Consider the following 26,179-nt stretch of genomic DNA (forward strand, 5'->3'; position numbering starts at 1 on the left):
TCCCGTCTTGGTTAGTTAAAGGGCGCGATTTTCACTAGTTTGCAGTGAAAAAGCAAAGAATTATTTCAATTATTACATTACCGAGATGACACCACAGTGACATCGGCTCAAATTATGGGTAATTCATCAGGCACTGCAGTGTCTGTCGCTGGATCCAAGTCCGTATGAAAAGCCAGCAGACTATCAGCGACTTCGTCCGGTTTATTAAACCTTGCGATATGAAACAAGGCTTCCCCTTCATTGACCAAAGGGATATTTGTGCGACCAATGACGATACCAGAACTGCTTGCCAGCACCTCAGTTTCCGAATCTCCCTTACCATAGGGTGCGGCCACCATGCCTAGTAGATCGCCTTTATTGACACTGGCCCCCATAGGCACCAGCATTCTGAAAATACCACTTTCAGGTGCTCTGACCCAAACACTACTGCGTGCTACAAAGGGTTCGTGAGGACGCTTTTTTTGTCTTGTGACGGCTAGCATCCCAATGTGACGCATGACGGCTAACACGCCTTTAACACCTGCACGAATAGCCATTTCGTTAAAACGTAAGGCTTCACCAGCCTCATAAACGATGACCGGCACATCATAAGCCGCAGCGGCATAACGTAATGACCCCTGAATCAAACTGGAGTTCACCACCACCGGCGCATCAAAAGCATGGGCCATCATTTCAACATCAGGGTTGGATAAATCAGCGCGTATCTGCGGTAAATTATCACGATGGATCGCAGCCGTGTGCAGATCAATGCCATGGGTACACTGACTGACGACTTCCTTCATAAAAGAATCCGCTAATCTGGCAGCAAGTGAACCTTCATCCGAACCAGGAAAACAACGATTAAGATCACGTCTGTCTGGTAAATAACGAGACTGATTTAAAAAGCCATACACATTGACAACGGGGATGGCGATTATTGTACCTTTCAGACCTTTAAGACTTTTACTTTTCACCAAACGGCGAATAATCTCAACACCATTGATTTCATCACCATGTACCGCGGCTGAAACAAACAGGATAGGCCCTTTACGACGTCCACGAATGACATGTACCGGCATACTCAATGCTGTTTGCATGTAAAGATCAGGCAAAGGCACATCAATAATCTTACTTTGTCCTAATCTGACTTCTTCACCAGCCAACACCAGCACATCGGACATGTTTAGCCCCTGCCCCGCGTTTTTGTTTTGCCTGAACGTGCATTTCTCTCGATGAAGTCGATAATCATGCTGGCAATATCTTTACCAGTGGCATTTTCAATGCCTTCCAGGCCTGGTGATGAATTCACCTCCATTACAACCGGACCGTGATTTGAACGCAATAAATCAACACCACAGACATTCAAACCCATCGTTTTTGCGGCACGAACTGCGGTTGCTCGCTCTAGGGGAGAAATACGGATTAAATTAGCGCTACCACCACGATGTAGATTAGAGCGAAATTCGCCTTCTTTTCCCTGACGTTTCATTGATGCGACCACTTTATCCCCCACCACAAAACAGCGAATATCGGCACCGCCTGCTTCTTTGATAAATTCTTGAACCAAAATATTGGCCTTCATTCCCATAAAGGCCTCAATAACACTCTCTGCCGCTTGTTCTGTTTCTGCTAAAACAACACCGATACCTTGCGTTCCCTCCAGCAGCTTAATAACTAAAGGTGCACCGCCCACCATTTTGATTAAGTCATCAACATCATCCGGTCGGTGTGCAAATCCGGTCACTGGCAGACCAATCCCTTTTCGGGATAGCAATTGCAGCGCACGTAGTTTATCTCGTGAGCGGCTAATAGCCACTGACTCATTGAGCGGATACACATTCATCATTTCAAACTGACGCAGCACAGCAGTACCGTAAAAAGTGACAGAAGCGCCAATCCGCGGAATGACCGCATCATAACCTGTCAGAATTTCGCCTTTGTAGTGAACTTCTGGTTTTAATGAAGTAATGTTCATGTAACAGCGAAGCACATCTAATACATGTACTTCATGACCACGAGCCTCTGCGGCCTCAACCAGACGACGGGTTGAATATAACTTGGGGTTACGAGAAAGAACGGCGATTTTCATCAACTTTCTCCATCAAAAAATTCTTTAACAGGCTGTTCATCATGCTCCTGAACACTTTGGCCAGTCATAAATGACATGGCAGGATTGACAATAAGATTGCCGGCAGTCATGGCGGTTCGACCTAACAGCATTCTAAACAGCATATTATCGCGGTTTGTCAGAGTGACTTCTATAGGCCATTGCTTTTGCCCCAGTGATAGCTCAGTCTGAATCACATAACGCTTTTCCGTATGCCCCCCCGAATCCGTCACATTGCGCTGATCAATGACTAAGGCTTCACACCATTTGATAGTGTCATTGTCTCCCTGATTAGGATGCACGCCAAATCGAACCCAGAGTTGCTTATCCTGCTCAAACTCTTCAACTGAAAAGGCATGGATAGCTGAGGTCCTTGCTCCGGTGTCCACTTTTGCTTTGATTCTGGTGAGGCCAAGTTGCGGGAGGCTCAACCACTCGCGCCAGCCCACAGTAATAGATTCCAATAATGCTGCTTTACTTTGCTCTTCTGTCATCCGATGGTAACCATTCGTTTTCTCAGTGAGGGATGATAACACTCCGTAGAATGCATCAACGATTTTGGTAAAGAAGGCGATTCATGGTGGTAATCGCGCTGACTTTGATTTCTTTCGGGCAAACGCTTTCGCACTCACGATAGTTACTGCAACTACCAAAACCTTCATGTTCCATGGCTTTTAGTAATTTAGCTGGTCGCTGTTTATCCATACCTCCTTGTGGGAGGACCGATAGGTGGGAGATTTTTGCTGCAACAAATAATGTCGCTGAGGCATTTGGACAAACAGCGACACAGGCACCACAGCCGATACAAGTCGCCGCATCAAATGCATCATCTGCAACCTGTTTATCTATGGGTAAAGTATTTGCTTCACAGGCCGAACCAGTGCGGATGGGGATATATCCGCCAGCCTGGATAATACGATCAAAGGCACTTCTATCAACGATAAGATCTTTGATAATCGGGAAAGCAGTGGCTCGCCATGGCTCTATCCATAATTCTTTTTCATCTTTGTAGTCACGCATGTACTGCTGACAGGTGGTCGTTGCCCGTTGTTTACCATGCGGTGTGCCATTGATAACAAGATTACATGAGCCACAAATACCCTCACGACAGTCAAAGTCAAAAGCAATCGGGTCATCCCCTTGAAGAATCAACTTTTCATTCAGAGCATCCATCATCTCCAGAAATGAAGAATCTTCACTCGCCTCAATTTCATATGTCTCGAAATCACCCTTTTTATCGGGTCCAGATTGCCGCCAGATATTCAGTTTAAAAATCATTGGTAATTTCTTATGCTGGGTCGAACGAAATCAAAATGCAGGTATTCACGATAAAGTGTTGGGTGGCTGATATCACCACTATACTGCCAGGCGGCTACATAGGAATAATCCATATCGTTTCGTTTGGCCTCCCCCTCTTCTGTCAAATGCTCTTCTCGTGCATGACAGCCACAGGATTCTTCCCTGTCCAGTGCATCAATACACATTAACTCTGTTAATTCAAAAAAGTCGGCAACACGTCCTGCGCGCTCTAAGGTTTGGTTTAAGCCGCCTTCAGAACCAGAAATTTTTACTTTCCGCCAAAACTGCTCGCGCAGCGTTTGTATTTCATTAATGGCTTTTTCAAGTGAGGACTTTGTCCTTGCCATACCACAGGCATGCCAGAGGATCTGTCCCAATTGACGATGAAACTCATCGGGGGTAACAGATGGTTCAGGTGCATTCATCAAGCTATCAATTCGGCTTTTGGCTGACGACATGGCTTCATCAATCTGCATTGAATAATTTTCTGCTTTAACAGGCTTATGCTTGGCTAAAAAATCCGCTACCGTCGTAGGCAAAATAAAATAGCCATCGGCCAGCCCTTGCATTAATGCACTGGCGCCTAATCTATTGGCGCCGTGATCTGAAAAATTCGCTTCACCACCGGCAAACAAGCCATCGATGGTTGTCATCAGATTGTAGTCAACCCACAAGCCGCCCATGGTGTAATGCACAGCAGGATAAATCCGCATTGGGGTTTCATACGGATTTTCAGCGGTTATTCGCTGATACATCTCAAACAAATTGCCATATTTTTCTTCAACTGCGTCGAATCCCTGTTTTTTGATTGCCTGAGCGAAATCGAGATAGACACCCAGTTTTTTGCCCTCAATTTCAAAACCTACACCACGGCCCTCATCACAGATTAGCTTGACGGCGCGTGATGCAATATCGCGCGGTACCAAATTACCAAATGACGGGTACATGCGTTCCAGAAAATAATCACGATCTTGTTCTGGAATATCTTCTGGCCGTTTATCACAATCGGCTTTATTTTTAGGCGCCCATACACGGCCATCATTACGCAGAGATTCACTCATTAATGTCAGTTTTGATTGTAATTCACCATGCTGTGGAATACAGGTGGGATGAATCTGAGTAAAACAGGGATTGGCGAATAAAGCCCCTTTTTTATGGGCACGCCAAATCGCCGAGGTATTACAGCCTTTGGCGTTGGTCGACAGATAAAAAGCGTTACTGTACCCCCCCGTACATAACACCACACAATCAGCAATATGGCTTTCTAATTCGCCGGTAACCAGATCACGAGTGATAATGCCAACGGCTCTGTCACCATCCATGATCAGCTCCTGCATTTCACAGCGAGACTGATGGGTAATTGTACCTTCGGCAATCTGTCTGCTCATGGCCTGATAGGCACCCAGTAACAGTTGTTGCCCGGTTTGTCCTCTGGCATAGAACGTCCGCGACACCTGAGCACCACCAAACGAACGGTTTGCCAGATATCCCGAATATTCGCGGGCAAAAGGTACGCCTTGTGCCACTGCCTGATCGATAATGGCGGTGCTTAATTCAGCCAGACGGAAAACGTTAGATTCTCTAGCTCTGAAATCGCCACCTTTAATCGTGTCGTAAAACAAACGCCAGACACTGTCTCCATCATTCTGATAATTTTTGGCCGCATTAATACCACCTTGGGCAGCAATACTGTGAGCTCGGCGCGGACTATCCTGAAAACAAAAGGTTTTTACATTAAAGCCCATTTCGCCTAATGAAGCAGAAGCAGAAGCGCCAGCCAACCCAGTTCCAACAACAATCACTGTATATTTTTTACGATTCGCCGGACTGACAACACGAGAATTATATTTATGCTGTTTCCATCTATCCTGTAATGGCCCTTTTGGCGCGTGGCTATCTAACTCAAACTCACTCATGACATTAACCATACATAAACAGGAATAGAAACAACCCCTACTCCTAAAAGCGCTACGGTTGAATGAATAGCGATATGGTGCATTTTTGCTGAAATTCCTAAGGTTTGGAGAACATTAATCAAAGAGTGCTGCAAGTGCATAACCAATATAAACACACCAGTCAGATAAAACAGCGTGATTACTACAGAACTAAACCAAGTCATTACTGAGCTTCTGACATCATCCGGATTCACATATAAAGATTGAATAATATGAATAACGATAAATAAGAATAATAAGATGATACTCAGCGTAACCAGTGCTGCCGGGATATGAAATTTGTCATGTTTTTTATAGCCAACCTGCCTAGCCTGATTGTTTTTTCGGCGTATGTTTACTGCTGCCCGAACATGAATCCACAAACAGAATAGAACGATGGCCAACACAGGCCAACGTATCCAGGCTGAATTGTAAATCTGATAAAACTGATTAAAGCTATCGCCAAAAAAGAAGCTGAGATTGGATAACATATGAAACAGGAGATAAACGCTTAATACCGTCCCTGCTATAGTCATCGTGCGTTTTTGAATCTGTAATAACGTCATGCTCAGCTTTCCATATCCAATCTGGCATCCTTACTGTCAGGACGAGGTTTCAGGTTTTCTTTTTCAATAGTACGGATACAGCTGTTCCAGCGAAGTGTTGCCTCATCGTTATGCTCTGGCCTTATTTTTTCCGCTTTCTGATAAAACTGTAAAGCTTCTATAAAATAGTCATAAGCGAACACTCTCGCCATACTCTGAGTCAGCATAAAGCGTGCACGCCGCTCGTGAAGCAGCCCGGTATAATAAAATTGCTGATAGCGGCTTTGTAACTTTTCAATGGCTTCTTCAATCGATTTCACTTGCGTCTTTTTACCTGCATGATGCAGTTGATCACTCAAAGCCAGAATGTACAAAACAATCGCTTTTTGATTATCCGGCTCTATGTGCAAAATATCCAAGCAAATGCTTTCGGCAATCTCAGGCTCATTTAGAGAACGATATTGGCGAGCTTTTTCTAATGCCAACTCAACCGAGTCAGCATGAATATTGTGTAAAATCAGCTCCATTGATAACCCCGAGAAAGCGTGAATTAGATATTGCGTGTTGAGTTCAATCTAATGCAAAGCCTGATGCTTTTCAACATACGCATAAATCGCATCGACAAAGCTGACTGATACGTGGTGTAAACACCCTAATTCTGGTATCTTTTATCGTTTTTCTCACGGTTAATTTCGGTTCACACATGCAAAGAAAAATTCTGGTCACCAGCGCTCTCCCTTATGCCAATGGTTCAATACATCTGGGCCATATGGTGGAATACATCCAAACTGACGTCTGGGTACGTTTCCAGAAAATGCGTGGCAACCAATGCTTTTATGTTTGCGCAGATGACGCGCATGGCACACCAATTATGCTGCGTGCTCAAAATGAAGGCATCACGCCTGAACAACTTATTAGCGATGTCAGTAAAGAGCATCAGGCCGACTTTGCCGAGTTCAATATTGGTTTTGATAATTTTCATAGTACCCACAGCGATGAAAACCGAGCCTTAGCCAGTCAGATTTATCTTGCTAACCGAGCTGCGGGTCATATTGAAGCCAGAACTATCAGTCAGGCCTACGATCCAGAAAAAGAAATGTTCCTGCCAGATAGATTCATTCGCGGTGAGTGCCCAAAATGTGGTGCCGCCGATCAATATGGTGATAACTGTGAAGTCTGTGGTGCCACTTATGAACCCACCGAACTCAAAAACCCGGTATCTGCTGTCTCTGGCGCTACGCCGATTACCAAAGAATCTGAGCATTATTTCTTCAAACTCGGTAATTTTGAAAAAACATTAAAAGAATGGACCAACAGTGATCATCTTCAGCCAGAAGTGACACGTAAACTCAGCGAATGGTTTGATAGCGGTTTGCAAGACTGGGACATTTCACGTGACGCGCCCTACTTCGGTTTTGAAATCCCAGATACAGAGAATAAATTCTTTTATGTGTGGATGGATGCGCCGATTGGTTATCTAGCCAGTTTCAAAAACTTCTGTGATCGTACGGGTGTTGACTTTGATGCCTTTATGAAACCTGGCAGCGATACCGAGATGGTGCACTTTATTGGTAAAGACATTATTTATTTCCATGCCCTGTTCTGGCCAGCAATGCTGGAAGGTGCGGGTTTCCGTCAGCCTGATAATATCTATGCACACGGTTTCTTAACCGTCGATGGCAAGAAAATGTCGAAATCTCGCGGTACATTTATCAAAGCACGTACCTATTTGAATCATCTGGACCCAGAATATCTACGTTATTACTTTGCTGCCAAACTTGGCAGTGGTATTGATGATATTGATTTAAGTCTGGAAGACTTCCAAACCCGAATTAATGCTGACTTAGTCGGTAAAGTCGTCAATATCGCCAGCCGCTGCGCCGGTTATCTGAGTAAAAAATGTGATGGTCAGTTAAGTGGTTCTTTAGCCGATGCGGACTTGTTTGATAGCTTTGTAAATCAGGCCGAAGCGATAGCTGAACGTTACGAAAAACGAGAGTTTGGTCAGGCCATGCGTGAGATTATGGCGCTGGCTGATCGTGCCAACCAGTATATTGATGAAATGAAACCTTGGGCGTTAGCCAAAGAAGAAGGTAAAGAGCAAGAAGTTCAAGCCATTTACAGCATGGGCATTAATTTATTCCGTGTATTAATCGCTTATTTAAAACCAGTATTACCAAAAACAGCTGAACAAGCTGAAGCCTTCCTCAATATCAAAGCATTGAATTGGGCTGATATCGCTTCACCACTTTTAGGTCATGCCATTAATAAATTTACACCACTGATGACACGTATCGAAAAAGAAAAAATCGATGCCATCATTGAAGAATCAAAAGAAAATATGACAGAAACAAAACCAGCAGAGAAACAAACAGCAGGCAATACGAATATTGACCCCATAGCCGATGAAATCCAGTTTGATGACTTCGCTAAGATTGATTTACGCATTGCCAAAATCGTCAATGCTGAACATGTGGAAGGTGCCGATAAGCTGCTTAAACTCACTTTAGATGTTGGTTTAGGTGAACGTCAGGTATTTGCAGGTATTAAATCAGCTTACTCACCTGAAGACCTCATTGGTAAATTAACGGTGATGGTAGCCAATCTAGCGCCACGTAAAATGCGTTTTGGTTTATCAGAAGGGATGGTTCTGGCTGCAGGACCAGGAGGCAAAGATTTGTTTATTTTGAACCCCGATGAAGGTGCTCAGCTGGGGATGAGAGTGAAATAAATCTAACATTCTTACAGGCGAAAAAAAGCCCCGCACTGCGGGGCTTCTATTTATTTAATGATTAACAAAGATCAGGTGTTGCTGTGCAAGAACCGCTCCATGTAACAACTCCACCGTTATATGTACCAGTCATGGTATAAACAGCAGAATCATCAATATTACCAGGCGCATCAGCATCAGGTGTGACAGTAATAACACCTTGAGTATCACTATCGACAGTCCAATCTACAGTATTAACTATTGTTGGGGCGCCAGTAACATTATCAGGTACACCATTTGAACCTGCAGTACAACGGTTAAAACCACCCTGTACTTGAGCGCAGACTTCTACAGCAGTTTTAACACTCGTTGCTGCCATTACAACTTCAGTATAACGAGCCTTGTCAGTGTATGTTTGATAAGCTGGCAAAGCAATTGCTGCCAAAATACCTATGATAGCTACAACAATCATCAGTTCGATTAATGTAAAACCTTGTTGGACTTTTTTCATATTTATCTCCGTATTTCTTAAATTAAGCACTACGCTTAAATTTAATTAATACAGTTATTGTGCCATGTGTGATTCAATATATTTTTCATAGACTTATAGAATAAGGCTGAGTCCCTCTGTTATTGCACATACCATACTTTGACAACAAGTGACACTTTTTGTCACTTGTTTGCACAGCTTGCCAAGTATTGCTTCAAGCCACCATTCCATGGATAAATCATTAATGCATGTTCAGCAACAAAACAACTTTGCTCTTTATCCTTTATCGCTTCATAACCGTTAATGACATCTTCAAATAGTTTTAAGTCAGGATTCGTATCTAATTCATGTTGAAATTGTTCAAGTAGTTGCATGATTTTTTGTTTATCGCCATTTTCAATTGCATGGTAAAGCACGCTTCTGTTAGCCATCGCTCTGGCATCAGCCTGAAAATAAGGATTTATCAATGCCTGCTGAAGTGGCTTATCAGTTGAGCGACCATAGACATAATCGGTGATATCTTTTTGAGCTATGGCTGTTTGTAGTATGAATAAGAATGAAACCAGACTAAATACTATTGTAATACCTCGAAGAGACAGTCTCGCCATCTGACTAAGCAGATTATTGTTATCAATAACGATATTTTTTAATGCCAGGTAAATAAGAAATAACCATACAAACCAGTGTAATGATGAAATATAAAATGGCAGCTCGACCATGTTGTGTAAAGAAATAGGTAACAACAATGAAAAGTAAGTAAGACTTATCATTCCATAGAAACGTACTATCAACCAAACTGTAGATGTCAACGCTACCAAAATGCCTATAACTGCGAGCGCTCCTCCTTCCACAGCCCACATCAATAACTCATTATGAGGATGGCCCAGAGTGTATGGCATCGATACATTCTGATAATCCTCATACCAACTGGGTGAGTGAGCTAACCATTCAGATTTGTAACTACCAATACCATGCCCAAAAATTGGCGATGATTGAATTGAATCTAGTGCAGCGCCGTAGATAACGACTCTTGCTTCTGAGTTTTCTGCCTTGACTAAAGTATAGGCTTTATCTGCTGTTCTATTTAAACCTGCTTGTCCTGCCCACGAAGACACTAATAAAATCACTATCAACGTGCTTAACTTCGCTTTTTGCTTTGTTACAGATTTTAACAAACCAAGTAGCAGAAAAATAAGACCAACTCCCAGTGACAACAACCCCGTTCTTGACCCTGATGTTACCAAGACATAACTACCTATTAGGATCGTGATATAAAGAAGCGACTGAAATGCTTTTTTAGTATTAATTGAGGAAGTAAACAGCAGGTAAGTGGCAATTAATATTGATGTAGCGAGATAACTTGCCGTTACGTTCACTTGCTGAAAAATTGTGGTGGGTAAAAGATTTTTTGAGCTTAGTAAAAAGCCGCCAATATAATTCTGCCAGTGATGTATCTGGACAACGCCATAGATGGAAACGAGCAAGCCTGATAGCACAATAAAGAACAACACTCGCTCAACCGACAGGCTTTTATACTGAAATAATCCAAATAGAAAAATAACACCGGCAAGGATATATAAAATTCTGAATAACCATGTGACAGGTTCAACCACACCGGCAATGACAGCGGATAATAAAATGCCAGCTGGCAGCATCAATAGGTAAAGATAATTTTTGGGTAAGGTAATCGTGTCGCTACTAGCGATATGCCAGAGCATAAACCCAATGACTAGTGTTGCTGCAAACCAAACCGAAATATTAAAAGGTAAATCAAAACCCGTACCACCAATACTCGACGTAATGTAAAACGGCGAAACAACAAAAAGTAAAAACAGCAAACATTCAAGAATTCTGCTGGGTGATAATCGTTGGTTTTGCATTAAGCAATATCCTTTTGGCTTTTTGAATTTGCTATCACATCGGCTTCAAATCAAACGCAATACAAATACGTTCTTCATCTGAACTGAATGGGATGGTGCGATGGAAACAGGATGAGGGAAACATCACCAAATCACCGACTTCCGGGGCAATGGTTTTGGTGGGGAAGTTGTCGTGTTTTTTAGGGTAGTCGTCGCCATGCGTGCTTAGCTCAATGCTACCTTCATGTTCGTGCTGTTTGTTTTTTGGTAACGACAAATACAGCGATCCACTGACCCAACCTTCTTCATGAATATGAGAGGTCAGATGACCACCACTTTTCATTTTTACATACCAGGAACTGGCGAACTCGGTGGTTTTCGGGAAAGCTTTAACGAACTGACAGTTTTCTCCGGCAAAGGTCTGACGATATCGTTCTACTGCTTGAGCAACATATTCAGCCAGTTGTCTAAATGATGCTTCGGGACGTTTAAATAAATTACCGGAAGATTGCACGCCGTTGAAGAGTCGTCCCTGAGACTTTTCATCGACATCGCAGGTATGAATATCTTGTAAAAGCTGGTTTAAAAACTCGCTACTGTTTTTAAGCTCGGGGATTTCGGTATGAAACACAAAATCCAGTGGATTTTTACAGAAATTGTAGTCATTCTCGGTGCCAAAGTTTTCAGCATAATGCCCGGCTAATGTGGCTAAAAATGGCGAGTTATCTTTACTTCGCTTTAATGCATCAAGGCCGTTTTTAAACTTATCAAACTGCCCTGTTTTATAGAGACAATATAAGGAGCGCTCCTGCCAGTCAGCATATTGTGAACGCTGAAAATGCTCCAAGGCACCCTGCAAATCCCCACTATCATAAAGATAAACCGCCAGACTGTAGTTAGCCATCGGTAGATCAGGATTGAGCTCTAAGGCCCGTTTGTAGGCGGCAACCGATTCGTCATATCGGCCTTGATCACGCAAGACTTCCCCGACACTGCGATGCACATCGGCATAATCGGGATTAAGTTCTAATGCCTTGTTGTATGCAGCGATGGCCTCACCTAATTTACCTTGATTTTTGTAGGCTGTGCCGAGGTTGAAATAAATCTGTGCATCATTATGAATCTGTAAGGCTTGGTTGTATGTATTGATGGCTTCAATCAGCATGCCCTGCTCTTGCAACACAACGCCCAGATTCACCATGGCTTCATAAAAGCCCGGTTCAAGCTCAATGGCTTTTTGATAATTTTGGCTTGCCTGCGGATATTGTTTTAAGGCTTGATGAGCGATGCCCATATTATAATAAGCATCGACGAGATTCGGTTTAAGACTGACGGCTTTTTTATAACTCTGGATAGCTTCTTCATGACGATTCATATTGGTGAGAAGCGCCGCTAGATTAAAATGCATTTCGGCGATACTGGGATCAATTTTTATCGCCTTACGGAAAGCCTCAACCGCTTCTTTTGTTTTATTTTGTCCCGCTAAGGCATTGCCATAGAGGTTGTATAAAACAAACGCATTAGGAAACTGTTTAAGCAGTTTTTTCGACATGGCTTCCGCCATCGCTAACTGACCTGAATTTAACGCATTGATGATGGGTTGAATTTCTGCTTGAGATAGTGGTCTTAGGGGCGCGTTCTTTTTCATATTGAGCTCAGCGTCTTGAATTCAGAGATTATCGATATCATTTAAAATAGCCGAATGTAGCCCAGGGAATATTTTCCCGCAACCGTTGGCAAATCGTAAAATCTCACATTAATCAACTTACATATTTTAAGGTTATAAAAATCAGATGGATACAGTAACACAAGCATTACTCGGCGGTGCCGTAGGTTATATGGTTGCTGGTAAAAAATCCCCACGAAAAGCGGTGTTATGGGGAGCAGCAATTGCCGTGTTACCCGATTTAGATATCTTCATTCCCCATGAGACTGATCTGGCTTCAATGACATTGCACCGAAGTTGGAGTCATTCCTGGTTTGTCCAGACGGCTGTCGCCCCGCTACTCGCTATAATCTTGCATCGTTTTGATAGAACCTTTAGTTTTTTCAATTGGTTTTTGCTGACTTGGTTGGCTCTAATTACCCATTCAGGGCTTGATGCGCTCACCGTCTATGGCACACAATTATTCTGGCCGTTAATGCCGAGTCCGGTTTCTGGTGGCAGTGTGTTCATTATTGATCCGACCTACTCCATCCCGCTTTTAATTGGTTTTTTAGCGGTATTAATCGCACCAGATAAAATCATCAGTACGAAACTCATGCGTTATACCTTTGCTTTTAGCTGTGTGTATCTAACGTGGGGACTGCTTTCTCAACAGTGGGTTGAACATCAAGCTGAGAGCACTTTTGCTGAGCAAGGTATTGAGATCGATCATATGCAAGTCTCTGCAACCGCTTTTAATACGCTTTTGTGGCGAGTGATTGCCGTCAATGATGAACACTACTTTGAGGGCTTTCATTCTGTATTCGAGGGTCGTCAGCCCATCATTTTCAAAGCATATGATCGTGGTGCTGAGCTCATTGATAAAGTAGAACATTACCCGGCTTATAAACGCATAAACTGGTTCACCAACGGCTTATTCAAACTCGAACTGCAAGGTGATCATATCGTGGCTTCAGATTTACGCATGGGGATGGAGCCGAGTTATTTTTTCCGCTTTAACATCGCAGAAAAAGGTCAGCAGCAATACATACCCAGCATTCCGAACCGATTCGCAACCAGCAATCACCGTAAGGAAGGTGTTCACTGGGTATGGCAACGGATATGGAATCCAGCTGTCGAATTTAACCCTCAGCTAAATTAGTGTTTTTGTGTTGATTAACAACACGTTTAACAGGTTTTTTGTTTCGCCTAACTTTGGTGTAATGGTGTCATGACACAGACAAATGAAAGCAATACCACAAATAGCCTGCTTGACTGGCAGTTTGATAATCAATTTATTCAGCGTTTACCTGCTGATCCAGAAACAGGTAATTTCCGCAGACAAGTGCTTGGCGCTTGTTTTTCCTATGTCACACCAAGAAAAGCAACATCACCGACGTTGATGGCCTACTCAGCAGAAATGGCCGAAGAACTTGGACTCAGTGATGAGGATTGTAACAGCGACTTATTCAAGCAGGTTTTTGTCGGCAACCAACAACTTGAAGGCATGCAACCCCATGCCCAATGTTATGGCGGTCACCAGTTTGGTAATTGGGCTGGTCAGCTAGGCGACGGTCGTGCTATCAATTTGGGTGAAGTTATTGGTGAGTCAGGCCAGCGCTGGAGCTTGCAACTTAAAGGTTCAGGAGAAACGCCCTACTCACGTACAGCTGATGGTCTGGCCGTGTTGCGTTCATCCGTACGTGAGTTTTTATGTAGTGAAGCCATGTACCATCTTGGCGTGCCAACCACCCGAGCATTGAGCCTTATCACCACAGGTGACGATGTGATTCGGGATATGTTTTATGATGGCCGGCCACAGAGCGAACCTGGTGCAGTAGTCTGCCGAGTTGCACCCTCCTTTCTGCGTCTGGGCAGTTATGAAATATTTAGTGCCCGTGGCGACAGCGAAACCTTAAAAACCTTGGTCGATTACACCATTGATACGTTTTATCCTCACTTAGGTACGCCAAGTAAACAGAGTTACTTAGACTGGTTCCGAGAAATCTGTGAACGCACAGCCGATATGGTGGTTGACTGGATGCGAGTGGGTTTTGTGCATGGTGTGTTTAATACAGATAACACATCCGTGCTCGGCCTGACTATCGATTACGGCCCTTATGGCTGGATTGATGACTACGATCCCAACTGGACGCCCAACACCACTGATGCAACCGGTAAGCGTTATCGTTTTGGTGCACAACCACAAATTGCCCAATGGAATTTATTGCAAATGGCTAACGCCATCTATCCACTGATTGATGATGCTGAAGCGTTGAGAGATATTCTGAATGACTATGTCACTGTCTATACAGATAAATGGCAACAGATGCGTGCAGATAAATTGGGACTATCTGAATTTAAGCCTGCAGATGAAGAGCTACATCAGGATCTAAATCGCGTTATGCAACTCACCGAAACTGATATGACCTTGTTCTATCGGCACCTCGCTAATGTAAAAGTCACTGATAAAAAGAAAACCAATGATGAGCTTCTCTCACCCTTAATGGTGGCTTTTTATTCACCTGATGCACTCAGTCAGGCAGATAAAAATGATATAGCCAACTGGGTCAGAGATTATCTCAACCGTGTTGAGGAAGAAGGCATCAGTGACGAAAAACGTAAAACAAAGATGAACACTGTTAACCCCAAATATGTTCTGCGTAACTATTTGTCGCAACTTGCCATCGATAAAGCGGAACAAGGCGACCCAAGCCTAATCAATGAACTGTTGGAGGTGATGCGTCACCCCTATGATGAACAACCACAATATGAAAGCTATGCAGCAAAACGTCCTGACTGGGCCAGGAACAAACCCGGCTGCTCAATGCTCTCATGTAGTTCATAGTCTGTAATTTATTAAGGAAATGACAGTGAACCTGGCCAAGATGCTCTCCGCTTTCGCTTTTCTCATTAGCAGCTCATTTGTTGCTGCCGATATCAGTCGGGATAAAGATCTTAATATTGAAAAAATACTGTCTGATATTCCTGTCGCATGGGGCATGGATTATCTGAATGATAATGTTTTGCTGATCAGCCAGCGCGATGGACACTTGTATCAATTTCATCAGGATACAAAACGATTACATGAAATTACCGGCTTACCCGTCGATATTCTGGTGCAGGGCCAAGGCGGTTTATTTGATGTCAAACGCTCACCAGACTATGAAAAAACAGGCTGGATTTATCTAAGTTACGCCAAAGATGTGGATGACGAAGGTGCCACCACTCTGGCTAGAGCGAAAATTGAGAACAATATTCTCACCCATTGGCAGGAATTACTGGTGACACAATCACGTACCGGTAACGATGTGCATTACGGTGGACGCATTACGTTTGATGGCAAGGGTCATATTTTCCTGTCAGTCGGTGAACGTGGTGAGCGTCCTAATGCGCAGAACTTAATGACTCACGCCGGTACGATTCTACGCCTCAATATGGATGGGACGGCACCAGCGGATAACCCCTTTGTTGGCAAAAATGAAGCCCTGCCGGAAATCTGGAGTTATGGCCACCGAAATCCTCAGGGTCTGTTTTATAACCAGCAAAGCCAGCAGTTATGGGAAATTGAACATGGCCCCCGTGGTGGCGATGAAATCAATTTAATTGAAGCCGGCAAAAATTATGGCTGGCCTGAAATTTCTTATGGAAAAGAATACTGGGCACCGCTTTCTGTGGGACATGGTACTCACGAGGAAGGAATGGAACAGCCTATTAAAACCTATATCCCCTCCATCGCACCCAGCAGTCTTATCCAATATCAGGGCACCTTATTTCCACAATGGCATGGAATACTCATTATCGGCGCACTCAGCTTACAACACCTGAATATTGTCACGCTGAATGATAAAAACGAAGCAGTTGACGAGCAGCGTTTATTGAACACGTTATCCCGCAGAATACGAAATGTCATTGAAACGCCCGATGGAGCATTGCTGATCAGTACTGACTCTGGTGATATCTATCGGATTTCCCCAAAAACAGAATAAATATAATAACGACGACTTAAGACCTCATAGTTTGACAGTCAGCACGCCTTAATAAATAATGATAATAATTCACATTAACATTAAGGCCAGTCTTGAACAATCTTACCTACCAACAGGATAAAGAAGTCACTGCTCTCTATATTGAGCATAAGAGCTGGCTACACCGTTGGCTACGTAACAAGCTTCAATGTGATGAGTTAGCACGTGATCTGGTGCAATCGACGTTTGTCAGATTATTGCTTAAACCTGAAACGATTAACGAACTTAAACAGCCACGCGCCTATCTGACCACCATCGCACACGGCCTGGTTAATGATCACTGGCGCCGCCAGCATGTTGTGCAAGCCTATCTCGAGGCACTGGCTTTATATCCTGAAGAACTTTGCCCATCTGAAGAACACCGTGCTATTGCTTTAGACACATTGATGGAGTTAGTCAGCTTATTAGCAAATATGAAAAAGCCTGTTCGTGATGCCTTTATTTTATCTCAGATAGAAGGCCTCACCTATCGGCAAATCAGTCACAAGCTGGCTGTTTCTGAACGCACAATCAAAACGTATATGGCTGATGCCATGATGCAATGCTTACGTGTTAAAAACGCCTATTCATAAATATGCATCCCAAACATCAGGCCGTTATTGAAGATCAGGTATTACAGGAAGCCTCAATCTGGTTCGCCATATTACAAAGCGACAATGTCAGCAGAGAAGATCAACAAAAATGGCGGGAATGGCTATCGCAACACCCCGCTAATCAACTGGCCTGGGAACAAATAGAAGGTATTCAGGCAGAATTTAATCAAGCGGCAAACTCATCTGCATCCCAATACGTTATTAAACATACACCCTCGCGGTTTTTTGCCTCTAAAACGACCTCTCTTTTCAGTGCTGTCCTGATCATCATCGTTTCACTGTTAACTTTCTCTTTTTTCACTCCTTTTTATTCAGAAATGGATAAAAGGCATTTCCAGACAGCCGTGGGAGAAACACGTCTGATTCGCTTAGCTGATGGCACTCAGCTCTGGCTTAATACCAATAGCAGTATCGATACTCAATTCACTGCTGATTTACGTCAAATCATCTTAAATAAAGGTGAAATATTCATTAGCAGTGGTAAAGATAAGGAATATCATCATCGTCCATTGGTAGTAGACACAAAAGATGGCCGGCTCACCGCACTGGGCACGCGTTTCAATGTTCGTTATGAAAATAACAAAACCTCGCTGAGCGTCTTCGAAGGTGCTGTAAAAACAGCGCCGAGCCAACAGCCAACTGCGATCATCACCCACGCTGGTGAACAAACCATTTTTAATCAACAAAAGATACTGACAAACTCATTGCCTGTAGATCCGGTCAATGAAGCCTGGACCAACGGCATATTGCTCGCCAACGATATGCCCCTGTGTGACTTTATTACTGAGCTCAATCGTTACCAGGAATCGATGATTATCTGTCCAAACGAACTCAATACCCTGCGCCTGATGGGCAGCTACCCACTCAATAATATTCCCAGAGTGTTAACGGCCGTTGAGCACTCATTGCCTGTACATATCTGGCAAGTAAACAAGAAAATATGGCGTATCGATAAAACCCGTTAATTTTTTATGATTTGCTTCCCTTTTTCCGCTGCTGTCCGGCATAGCTATCAAAGACACTAAAGTAGATGAGGAAAAAGATGAAAAACCAAAAGATGGCTGCGGCACGAATCAATAAACGACGTAAAGCCCGTCAGCTCATTTTAAGCTCCATCGTTCTGAGCGGTAGTTTGTTATACCAGCCTCAGAGCGTTTTTGCCGACAACGCTCAGCAACATTATGAAATTCAACAAGGTGATTTAGCGACGGTATTGAACCAATTCGCCAGTCGTGCCGGGATTTTACTCTCAGCAGATGCTGCATTAACCAGCGGTAAATCCAGTCAAGGCCTGTCCGGTGACTATGCAACCGAACAAGGGTTAAACCTGATTCTGGCCGGCACCGGACTCACGTTCACTAAATCTGCTGACAATAGCTATTATTTGGAAAGAAAACCGGCACCAAAGCAACAACAAAACTTCACGCTGGATGATAGTACTGACTCCGTTGATTTGGATGCATTAATGGTGATGGGAACTCCACAGTTTCGCTATGATAGCCGTGAGGTTAAAACAGGCACTCGCATTGCTAAAGATGTGACAGAAATGGCGCGCAGTGTCGATATTATCCCTGAACAACTGTTATTAGATTCACAAGCGCGTGAAATGGAAGATGTCTATAAGATGGCGCCCAACGTCGTTAACGCTGATGGTTATGGTGGCACGCGTGAAGACTACCTGATCAGGGGCTTCAGACGACCTGCCGATATTTATCGTAACGGAGTCCGTCTCAAAACAAACAGACGTATTGATCCGGCAACTGTCGACAATATTCAAATTATCAAAGGCCCCGTGGCAGATATAGGACAAATGATGCCGGGGGGTCTTGTTAACATTATCACTAAAAAACCTCAGTTAGAGAATGAAAATCATCTCTCAACCAGCTTTGATGAGTATGGTCAGCAACGTGCTGTCTTTGACTCAACAGGTGCAATCGCTGATAGCGATAATCTGGCATATCGAATCACTGGTTCATGGGAAGACAGTGAAACCTTCCGTGACAACTCAGATATCGACAGACGCTTTTTATCCAGCTCACTCTCGTGGTTTGGTGATGAAGGCGAATATATCAATGTGAATTATGAGTACAGTAAAGAAAAACGATCGTTCGACCGGGGTCTGATTACTGTCCCCCTAGCAAACGGCAAGCGAAAAATTGCTGATGTCTCTAGCGATACAAGCTATGACGCCGGTTTTAGCTTTAATGAAGTGGAATCCAATCTGGTTGAAATCGACACCGTTTTTCCCATCAAACAAAGCGGTTGGAATATCGAATCCAAACTGTTTTATAACAGTGAAAAAGCCGACGATACTCATGTTGAAGTAGGAGAGGTAGCAACCGATGGAACAATAACGCGAGGTGTTCAAGGCAACATAGATCGTGAATTAAATACTTTCTTCGCTCGTTTACAGGCCCGGGGAGAATTTGATTTATTCCTGCCAATGAAGCTTGTAACGGGTGTTGAATATCACGAGCAAGACGAAGAATGGATCAACTTTGCCGGTAGTACTCAAACAGGCGGCACAGTCACCAATCCAAACAGCTATAACTTAATCAACGATAGCGCGACAGCGAGCCGTAACCATCGCGATGTCAATATGAAATCATACGGCCCATTCGCTCAGCTTGATATGCAAGCTGCGGATAACGTCACCATCACACTAGGCTTTCGAGAAGAGTTTTATTCGGCAGATTTTGAACGTCGTGTACTTAGTTCAGGTGTCGTCACCACAGCCGATACACCGCGTGATAGTAAATTCACAAAAAGTGCCGGGATTGTCTGGAACATTATTCCAGAAGTATCACTATATACCTCTTATGCCGATACGTTCATGGCGCAAAATGTTTATACGGGTCAGCAGCAACAAACTGCCCTGCCTCCACAAGAAGGCAGACAATACGAGGCGGGTGTAAAGTGGTCAACCTTTGATGACAGACTTCTGCTGACTATGGCGTATTTTGATATTAAACAAGACAATGTCTACGAAAGTGTTAATGGCGAAGCTGAATTGACTGGCGGCATTGATACCAATGGTATCGAATTCAGTGTTGCCGGGAGCCCAGTTTCTGGCTGGAATATCCGAGCATCACTCGGGCTGCTTGATGCCGAAATTGTCAGTGAAGATGCTGATACTGATGGTAACCGTCCCACTAATGTGCCAGAACATACTGCTAATCTATGGACAAGTTATGAGTTCCAGGGTGTAGATAATCCCTTAAGTGGATTTGGTATTGGCAGTGGTATTACCCATGTCGGTAACCGCTATGGTGATAGTGAACATAGCTTTGAGTTAGGTGACTACACACTAGTTGATGCTGGTATTTGGTACTACTTTCCGACTATTGGCAGTTCAACCCTAAGAGTAGACTTAGGTGTAAAAAATATCACAGATGAAGAATACTACACAGCCTCCGGCGGCGCATATCGCATCTCTGTTGGTGCACCAAGAACCGTGTTTGCTGGATTACGTTTAGACTTCTAAACGCGTAAAGGACAGGGCATGGTCATTTCCATGCCCTTTATCATCAAGCTCAGGCAGAATATTGGCCTGATACCTTAGTCGCTAAATAATGCCTGTGCTGCTCTTCCATAAAGGCATCAGTGATACCGTAGTGGCTTAGTTTCATTGTGTAAAACCGATCAAAGTAATCTTGCACGGTCTGTTCAATTTGCTGATTAAAACCAACAGAAGCCGTAACTGTACGGCCATTGGTGCGTTGTGTTATCCGGCCATCATCAAGCACAAGCTCACCGTTCTTAAACACTTTTTCTGCATGACGGAACATTAGCGATTTATTCTCTTGTTCACGATAAATTGCGATGTCAGCTCTCGCCCCAGCTTGTAACGTACCTCTATCTTTTTGACCCAATAAACGCGCAGGTGCAGCCCGCGTCATGATGGCTATCTCATACAAACTGAATTCTTTTTTCAGATCTTTTAACAAGGTCATCTCAGTAATTTCAGGATGCATATTTTCCAGGCAAGCCATGCGGTATTCATAACTCATCAATAAGTGTAATAAATCTGGATAACGGGTGAATGGCGCGCCATTAGGGTGATCAGTGGTAAAGAAGAGTCGCCATGGATCTTCAGATAATAAGAAAATCTCCAGACCTATCGCCCACTGCAAACCATTCACAAAACTCGTTTGTTTATACTGATAAGGCACAATACCGCCACTACCCTCATTCTCAGCATGCCAGACGTGCCATTTATTCGGGCTGACATCACCACGGCGAGCAAACTGAGCCATGACGTCACCTGATAACGTCACTGTTTGACCAAACAACACTTGCCCGACGTCCATCGTAATATTGGGATAGCGATTAAACGCTGCCATCAATTGCGCCGCCGCTGAAGAAAAGCCAAATTTACCTTCGTTGCCATAACCATAAAACTGCACATGCGCCAAATGCATAGGCAATCCCTGTGCAGCTTCCATCGTATCCACAATCGTCTGAATGTTGCCTGGTGTACCTAAGTTATTACAATGAACATGAACAGGATGCGGTAAGCCAGTCTGAACCGCAGCTGTTTGTAGGGTTTGTAATAACTGACGAGACGAAATACTGTAATCAGTCAACACATCATCCAGATTGAATGTCTCGGCACCATCTTTAAATGCCTGTGAACCACCGGCGTTGATCACCTTCAATCCCAAAGCCTTTGTTTTATGTAGCGTCCAAGCCACATAATCATTGATTTGTGATTGACTGGCACCCTGCCTGATTAAATTGACCAATAAATCATCACTACCGAGGATGGCCAGGGCTGCAGTGTCAATAATAGGAATATCAGCAAATTCGGCATGCACTTGTGGCGCATTTACTGGCAACATGGCAGGCTCTACCACCATGCTATAGCCCATCTCAGTGTATTTATAACCAGTTTCAAACGACGACCAGCGTGCATTGGCAAAAGGTGTTGCTGCTTGTCTCATTAAGTGATTCCGGTGCTGTTCAGGCAGGAGTAATCGTGCCGTATTCACATTGCCACCAGCGATATGGCTATGAATATCAATCCCTCCCGCCATCACGATGTCACCATTCACATCATAAATAGTGGCTTTCTGCTGTTGCTCTATAGCGGGTGCGTTACAGATTCTGTCATCTCTGAACCAGATATCACGTATCTCCCCATGCCAGTTTTGAACAGGATCATAGGCACGGGCATTTTTTATACACGAATACATAAAACCTCACTGATGCTTGAGAATAAGACAGTCTGATAATCCGGCTTTTATAGCTTCAGTTGATAACACAGTGATGCTGATAAATTCGATCAGACTCTCGGTTAACACGGCATCGCCTTGGTTAAAATTAAGCTCCGTGTTCACCTGGTTGATAAAAAGTGTGCCTAATTGAGTACTTACAACAGCTTTAATACGCGCTACGTTCAGCTGCCCACAAAAATGCAATAACGCCGCCTCATCAAATTGATGTCGACTATCGAAACGAAACCCAAGGCTAGCCCAGCTCTCTTTTTGGTGCTCATAAACCACAATGCCAGCTTCTGAATATTGATTGATAACGTCCTGCTGTTGTTTTGTCTGAGTCACTTGTTGCCAGATGGCGCGTTTAAATAAGGATGGTATATCCAGCCATGAAGGAGATAATTGCCCCAACTCTGTCATCTGTATTGGAGTGGCCTGAGCTTCAGACTGAGCTAAAACAGTCTGCATCTGAAGCAAGTCAGCCGGATTTTGCTTATCGTATTTATTGACGACAATCAGGTCAGCCACCGCTAGTTGCTGCAAAAAGATGTTATGAGTTGTGTAACGTTCATCATTGAAATGACGGGCATCAACTAAGGTAATCGTCGCGCCTAACTCAATCCAACTCTGATATTGCTGACCAGAGAGTATCTCGAGAATTTCTTTCGGATGCCCCAGCCCACTCGGTTCAATCAATAATCTATCGGGCTTTACTTCACGTAAAATCTGGTTTAATGCCACTGTGACAGGCAAGCCAGCACTACAACACATACACCCGCCGGGGACTTCCTTAATGAGTAAACCAGGCGAAGCTGACTCCGCTTCGAGCAGCGTTTTATCCAGTCCTATCTGCCCAAATTCATTCACTAATACAGCCCAGCGTTCAGAGACTGGCTTTTTTGCCAATAAATGATTAATAGACGTGGTTTTACCCACGCCCAAAAAGCCGGTAATGATGTTGGTCGGTACTCTTCTCAGCGGTTTAGTGCTCATGAAACCGGCGTAGCTGGTGCCACATGAAGGCAGCAAATACAGCAGTTATCACAAGTAGTTTCAGCAGGCTTTGCCATAAACCTGATCCGATATTACTGCTGTAATTAAACGCAGGAATTTCATCAAAGTCTGCTTCTTCGAAAGCTTTATCAGGAAAATAAATTGACCAGAAAAAATGACGTATTTGTTGATGGTACTGTTCAATCTGCTGATTAAAATCGAGCTTGGCCAGGGTGTCAGCATTGGCTAAACGATTAAAACCATATTGCATACTCATCACTGGCGAAAACCAGGAAAAGGCTTGCCCTTGTTGATAGCTCGCTAACTGTGTCTGATGGCGCTGACTAACTAAATCAGCCACAATCACATCACTCATTTGTTGCTGCCCGTAATACCAACGCCAATCAAATTCATCACCCAATGGTGCCGTAGGAGTCCATTGGGGAAACAGAGCAAGATACGCAGCAAAATCCGCTTTTTTATCTTTATCCCAGCTATCATTCATATACTGACGCTGTTCAAATACAATAGCCGCATCTTTACCGGCATCCTGTTGTTGAATCTGATAAAGATAAGCTAATCCGGGTACCACAAAGGTAAACACCAGCCAGATAGTAATAAATGACAGATAGTTAAAACTGGCTTCTTTATTCAGAAATACAATCCAGCCACAAATAAACCACCAGCACAGCTGATACAAGATGATCTGAGCTAATACGCCAAACCAATTGCTATCAAGACTGATTGAAGTGATTAGCGTGGCAACAACTAACAAAACTATATTGACGATCAGTACCATCAACGCCGGTATTGACATTTTTCTGAAGATCAACCGGGCACCTTTGGGAACCTGGGCGACTAACATGGGCCAGCGACCGGTATTTTTTTCATCTGCTAAGACATTGATACTCATTGCGGCTATCAGTAATGGCATCAAATATAACCAGAGGAAGGACAAATCAAATTGCCCAAACCGTTGAGCATCCACATTGCCTGGTGCAGTTGCATTGACCTGACTTTGTAAGCCTAATAACCTCACCCGAAGATGCGTCGCAGTTTCATCACGTTCACCACGAAATATGGCAGACCAGGCTTGCGGCGTTTGTGACACAGGATGAAATAAGTAATAGCCCATATAGCCCGGAAGAAGCTGGTTTTTATCATACTGATCACGATAATGTTGAATATCATCCTGATAATGGGCTTGAGAAAATTGGTAATGGTCGAGTTCACGTTCAATTTTTGCCTGACTTAACGCAATGGCAATCACACCAGCAACGAGATAAGTCAATAACAACCATTTATTCAGTCGATTCGCCCAAAACAATTTCAATTCAAAAGAAAACAGACTCATACTAAGGTCACCTTCGGCCTAATAACCATAATCGCTGCCAATAAACTCAGCAACCAAAGTCCAATCATGGCAGCTGACGATGACATAAATGTCCACTCCTCATCTAATTTACCTGGCTGATAGTCAAACTCTGCAAGCTCAGCCCAATGAGATTTGGAGATCCGATGGTCACTATTATCATGTGCCATATCCACTTCGTTAATATGTAAATCATTCAATGACTGAATCAACTGATAACGATAGGCTTCAGCGGCTTGTTCGTATTGTCTGATCTGCTGGTAACTGGTCGCACTCAGCAGGTTAGATAAACGACTTGTCAGTAAAAAAGGCGAGAACAGTGACCAGCGTGATACCCAGGAATTTTGCTTAGCTATCTGGTTTAAAAGCTGTCCATACTGCTCTTCAAAGACTTCGCTGGTAATACGCTCACCTTCCTGCATCAATAAGCCCTTCCAATTCACCGGTAAATCCTCAACACGTTCAACACCGTATTTTTTTAATGTTTGCTCACGAAAATCATTGAAATACGGATCATCCGGATCATGAGAATCCCCGACTTTGGCAACGGCTTGAGCTGTCTGAATATCAAACACTGCATTATCTGGAAGTGGATAACGCCACTCGGCAACGGCATAGGCCAGCTTTGGTAAAACCACCACCATCACTAACCACAACAGTAAGGATGTTGAGAGACTTTGATTATTAGCGCGAGACAGCGTTGAAACGAAAAGGATAAGGCTGACCCATATCACGCAATACAGAAAATACAACACAAATAACATAGCAAAACGAACATAGACATCGGCCTCTACTGCAGCCATCACTAAAAAGATAGCAGCGACGGAAAACACCAATGCCAGGAAAAGTAATGAGATAAATAAAAATGCCAGCGCTTTACCGACAATCATCTGCCTGAAACTGACACCCAGCGAGATAATTTGACGCAGCGTGCCCTGCTGACGCTCACCACTGATGCTCTTATAGGCCAGAGCGATCAGTACCAATGGCCACACCACTAATATCAAGGTCGCCCCGGATAAATAGCCCAACTGCATATAACTGTGACTACTCAGATATTGTTTGAACTGGCTGCTGTTTTGTCGGTGTGCTTCCAGAAACAACACGTTACCCACAAATGGATTCACACCCGCATCCATAAAACTCAGTGGAGAAATAACGCGAAACACCATTGCCCCATAATGTGCAGCTCGGTGTGGATGACGATCAGGCTGAGCCTCCCACTTTTCATCGTTGGTTTGCTGCCATTGTTGCTGAACCGCTATAAAATCCTGCTGTTGCTGCCAGTGACTGACAGCGACCAGCAAGGTGAGAGAGATCAGCAATGGCAGTAAAATTTTTAACGTTTTATGTCGCCATAACTCGATAAGCTCATGACGAGCAATAGAAAAAACCATTTTACTGACCTA

Annotated in this window: 21 protein-coding genes; 7 read left to right on the forward strand and 14 right to left on the reverse strand. The window is 43.6% G+C overall.

Annotated elements, in window-relative coordinates; translation table 11 throughout:
- Positions 1-107: 107 nt before the first annotated feature.
- The 7 genes from QQL60_RS06785 to QQL60_RS06815 are packed head-to-tail and all read right to left on the reverse strand — an operon-like array spanning position 108 to position 6,391.
- On the reverse strand, positions 108-1,160 hold the full coding sequence (locus tag QQL60_RS06785) for a succinylglutamate desuccinylase/aspartoacylase family protein (protein WP_007144829.1): 1,053 nt from the start codon (positions 1,158-1,160) through the stop codon (positions 108-110).
- 2 nt (positions 1,161-1,162) lie between these two features.
- Positions 1,163-2,068, reverse strand: a complete 906-nt coding sequence (gene rimK, locus QQL60_RS06790) for a 30S ribosomal protein S6--L-glutamate ligase (protein WP_007144828.1) — start codon at positions 2,066-2,068, stop codon at positions 1,163-1,165.
- Positions 2,068-2,580: an ATP-dependent zinc protease family protein gene (locus QQL60_RS06795; protein ID WP_284722840.1), complete on the reverse strand. Its 513-nt coding sequence runs from the start codon at positions 2,578-2,580 to the stop codon at positions 2,068-2,070. The genes rimK and QQL60_RS06795 overlap by 1 nt, the downstream gene beginning before the upstream one ends.
- A gap of 55 nt (positions 2,581-2,635) precedes the next feature.
- Positions 2,636-3,364 carry a succinate dehydrogenase/fumarate reductase iron-sulfur subunit gene (locus QQL60_RS06800; protein ID WP_284722841.1) on the reverse strand — a complete coding sequence of 243 codons (729 nt, stop codon included), beginning with the start codon at positions 3,362-3,364 and terminating at the stop codon, positions 2,636-2,638.
- Entirely contained in the window at positions 3,361-5,301 is a 1,941-nt protein-coding gene (locus QQL60_RS06805; protein WP_284722842.1) for a fumarate reductase/succinate dehydrogenase flavoprotein subunit, read from the reverse strand. The genes QQL60_RS06800 and QQL60_RS06805 overlap by 4 nt, the downstream gene beginning before the upstream one ends.
- Positions 5,298-5,885, reverse strand: coding sequence for a succinate dehydrogenase/fumarate reductase transmembrane subunit (locus QQL60_RS06810; RefSeq protein ID WP_284722843.1), 588 nt, complete (start codon positions 5,883-5,885; stop codon positions 5,298-5,300). The genes QQL60_RS06805 and QQL60_RS06810 overlap by 4 nt, the downstream gene beginning before the upstream one ends.
- A gap of 2 nt (positions 5,886-5,887) precedes the next feature.
- Positions 5,888-6,391, reverse strand: coding sequence for a hypothetical protein (locus QQL60_RS06815; RefSeq protein WP_273180784.1), 504 nt, complete (start codon positions 6,389-6,391; stop codon positions 5,888-5,890).
- Between the two features lie 176 nt (positions 6,392-6,567).
- Here QQL60_RS06815 and metG point away from each other — a divergent pair, with 176 nt between their 5' ends.
- A complete protein-coding gene (gene metG / locus QQL60_RS06820; RefSeq protein WP_284722844.1) occupies positions 6,568-8,595 on the forward strand; it encodes a methionine--tRNA ligase in 2,028 nt (675 codons plus the stop codon).
- 61 nt (positions 8,596-8,656) lie between these two features.
- On the opposite strand, the gene QQL60_RS06825 is transcribed toward metG, so the two are convergent.
- The 3 genes from QQL60_RS06825 to QQL60_RS06835 form a co-directional block, all read right to left on the reverse strand.
- The gene (locus tag QQL60_RS06825; RefSeq protein WP_284722845.1) at positions 8,657-9,085 is read right to left on the reverse strand and encodes a pilin; all 429 of its coding nucleotides are present in this window, start codon (positions 9,083-9,085) and stop codon (positions 8,657-8,659) included.
- Between the two features lie 161 nt (positions 9,086-9,246).
- On the reverse strand, positions 9,247-10,944 hold the full coding sequence (locus tag QQL60_RS06830) for a PglL family O-oligosaccharyltransferase (RefSeq protein ID WP_284722846.1): 1,698 nt from the start codon (positions 10,942-10,944) through the stop codon (positions 9,247-9,249).
- Between the two features lie 34 nt (positions 10,945-10,978).
- On the reverse strand, positions 10,979-12,571 hold the full coding sequence (locus tag QQL60_RS06835; RefSeq protein ID WP_284722847.1) for a tetratricopeptide repeat protein: 1,593 nt from the start codon (positions 12,569-12,571) through the stop codon (positions 10,979-10,981).
- Positions 12,572-12,716: 145 nt separating this feature from the next.
- Between QQL60_RS06835 and QQL60_RS06840 the strand changes: the two genes are divergently transcribed.
- The 6 genes from QQL60_RS06840 (at position 12,717) to QQL60_RS06865 (ending at position 20,673) form a co-directional block, all read left to right on the forward strand.
- Positions 12,717-13,730, forward strand: a complete 1,014-nt coding sequence (locus tag QQL60_RS06840; protein WP_284722848.1) for a metal-dependent hydrolase — start codon at positions 12,717-12,719, stop codon at positions 13,728-13,730.
- Positions 13,731-13,799: 69 nt separating this feature from the next.
- Positions 13,800-15,416, forward strand: a complete 1,617-nt coding sequence (locus QQL60_RS06845) for a protein adenylyltransferase SelO (RefSeq protein ID WP_284722849.1) — start codon at positions 13,800-13,802, stop codon at positions 15,414-15,416.
- Positions 15,417-15,435: 19 nt separating this feature from the next.
- Entirely contained in the window at positions 15,436-16,557 is a 1,122-nt protein-coding gene (locus QQL60_RS06850; RefSeq protein WP_284722850.1) for a PQQ-dependent sugar dehydrogenase, read from the forward strand.
- Positions 16,558-16,649: 92 nt separating this feature from the next.
- On the forward strand, positions 16,650-17,168 hold the full coding sequence (locus QQL60_RS06855; RefSeq protein ID WP_284722851.1) for a sigma-70 family RNA polymerase sigma factor: 519 nt from the start codon (positions 16,650-16,652) through the stop codon (positions 17,166-17,168).
- A gap of 2 nt (positions 17,169-17,170) precedes the next feature.
- On the forward strand, positions 17,171-18,154 hold the full coding sequence (locus QQL60_RS06860) for a FecR family protein (RefSeq protein ID WP_284722852.1): 984 nt from the start codon (positions 17,171-17,173) through the stop codon (positions 18,152-18,154).
- 77 nt (positions 18,155-18,231) lie between these two features.
- Positions 18,232-20,673, forward strand: coding sequence for a TonB-dependent siderophore receptor (locus QQL60_RS06865; protein ID WP_284722853.1), 2,442 nt, complete (start codon positions 18,232-18,234; stop codon positions 20,671-20,673).
- A gap of 49 nt (positions 20,674-20,722) precedes the next feature.
- Here the strand turns inward: QQL60_RS06865 and QQL60_RS06870 are convergent, their stop codons facing one another.
- From QQL60_RS06870 to QQL60_RS06885, 4 genes are read right to left on the reverse strand one after another with little or no spacing between them, the layout of a single operon-like run.
- Positions 20,723-22,384, reverse strand: coding sequence for a formylmethanofuran dehydrogenase subunit A (locus QQL60_RS06870; protein WP_284722854.1), 1,662 nt, complete (start codon positions 22,382-22,384; stop codon positions 20,723-20,725).
- A gap of 6 nt (positions 22,385-22,390) precedes the next feature.
- Positions 22,391-23,398, reverse strand: a complete 1,008-nt coding sequence (locus tag QQL60_RS06875; protein WP_284722855.1) for a CobW family GTP-binding protein — start codon at positions 23,396-23,398, stop codon at positions 22,391-22,393.
- Positions 23,388-24,752, reverse strand: a complete 1,365-nt coding sequence (locus QQL60_RS06880; protein ID WP_284722856.1) for a DUF3526 domain-containing protein — start codon at positions 24,750-24,752, stop codon at positions 23,388-23,390. The genes QQL60_RS06875 and QQL60_RS06880 overlap by 11 nt, the downstream gene beginning before the upstream one ends.
- Positions 24,749-26,167, reverse strand: a complete 1,419-nt coding sequence (locus tag QQL60_RS06885) for an ABC transporter permease (protein ID WP_284722857.1) — start codon at positions 26,165-26,167, stop codon at positions 24,749-24,751. Before QQL60_RS06885 ends, QQL60_RS06880 begins: the two co-directional genes overlap by 4 nt.
- Between the last annotated feature and the right edge of the window lie 12 nt (positions 26,168-26,179).

The organism is Methylophaga thalassica, assembly GCF_030159795.1.
Classification (GTDB): Bacteria; Pseudomonadota; Gammaproteobacteria; order Nitrosococcales; family Methylophagaceae; genus Methylophaga; species Methylophaga thalassica.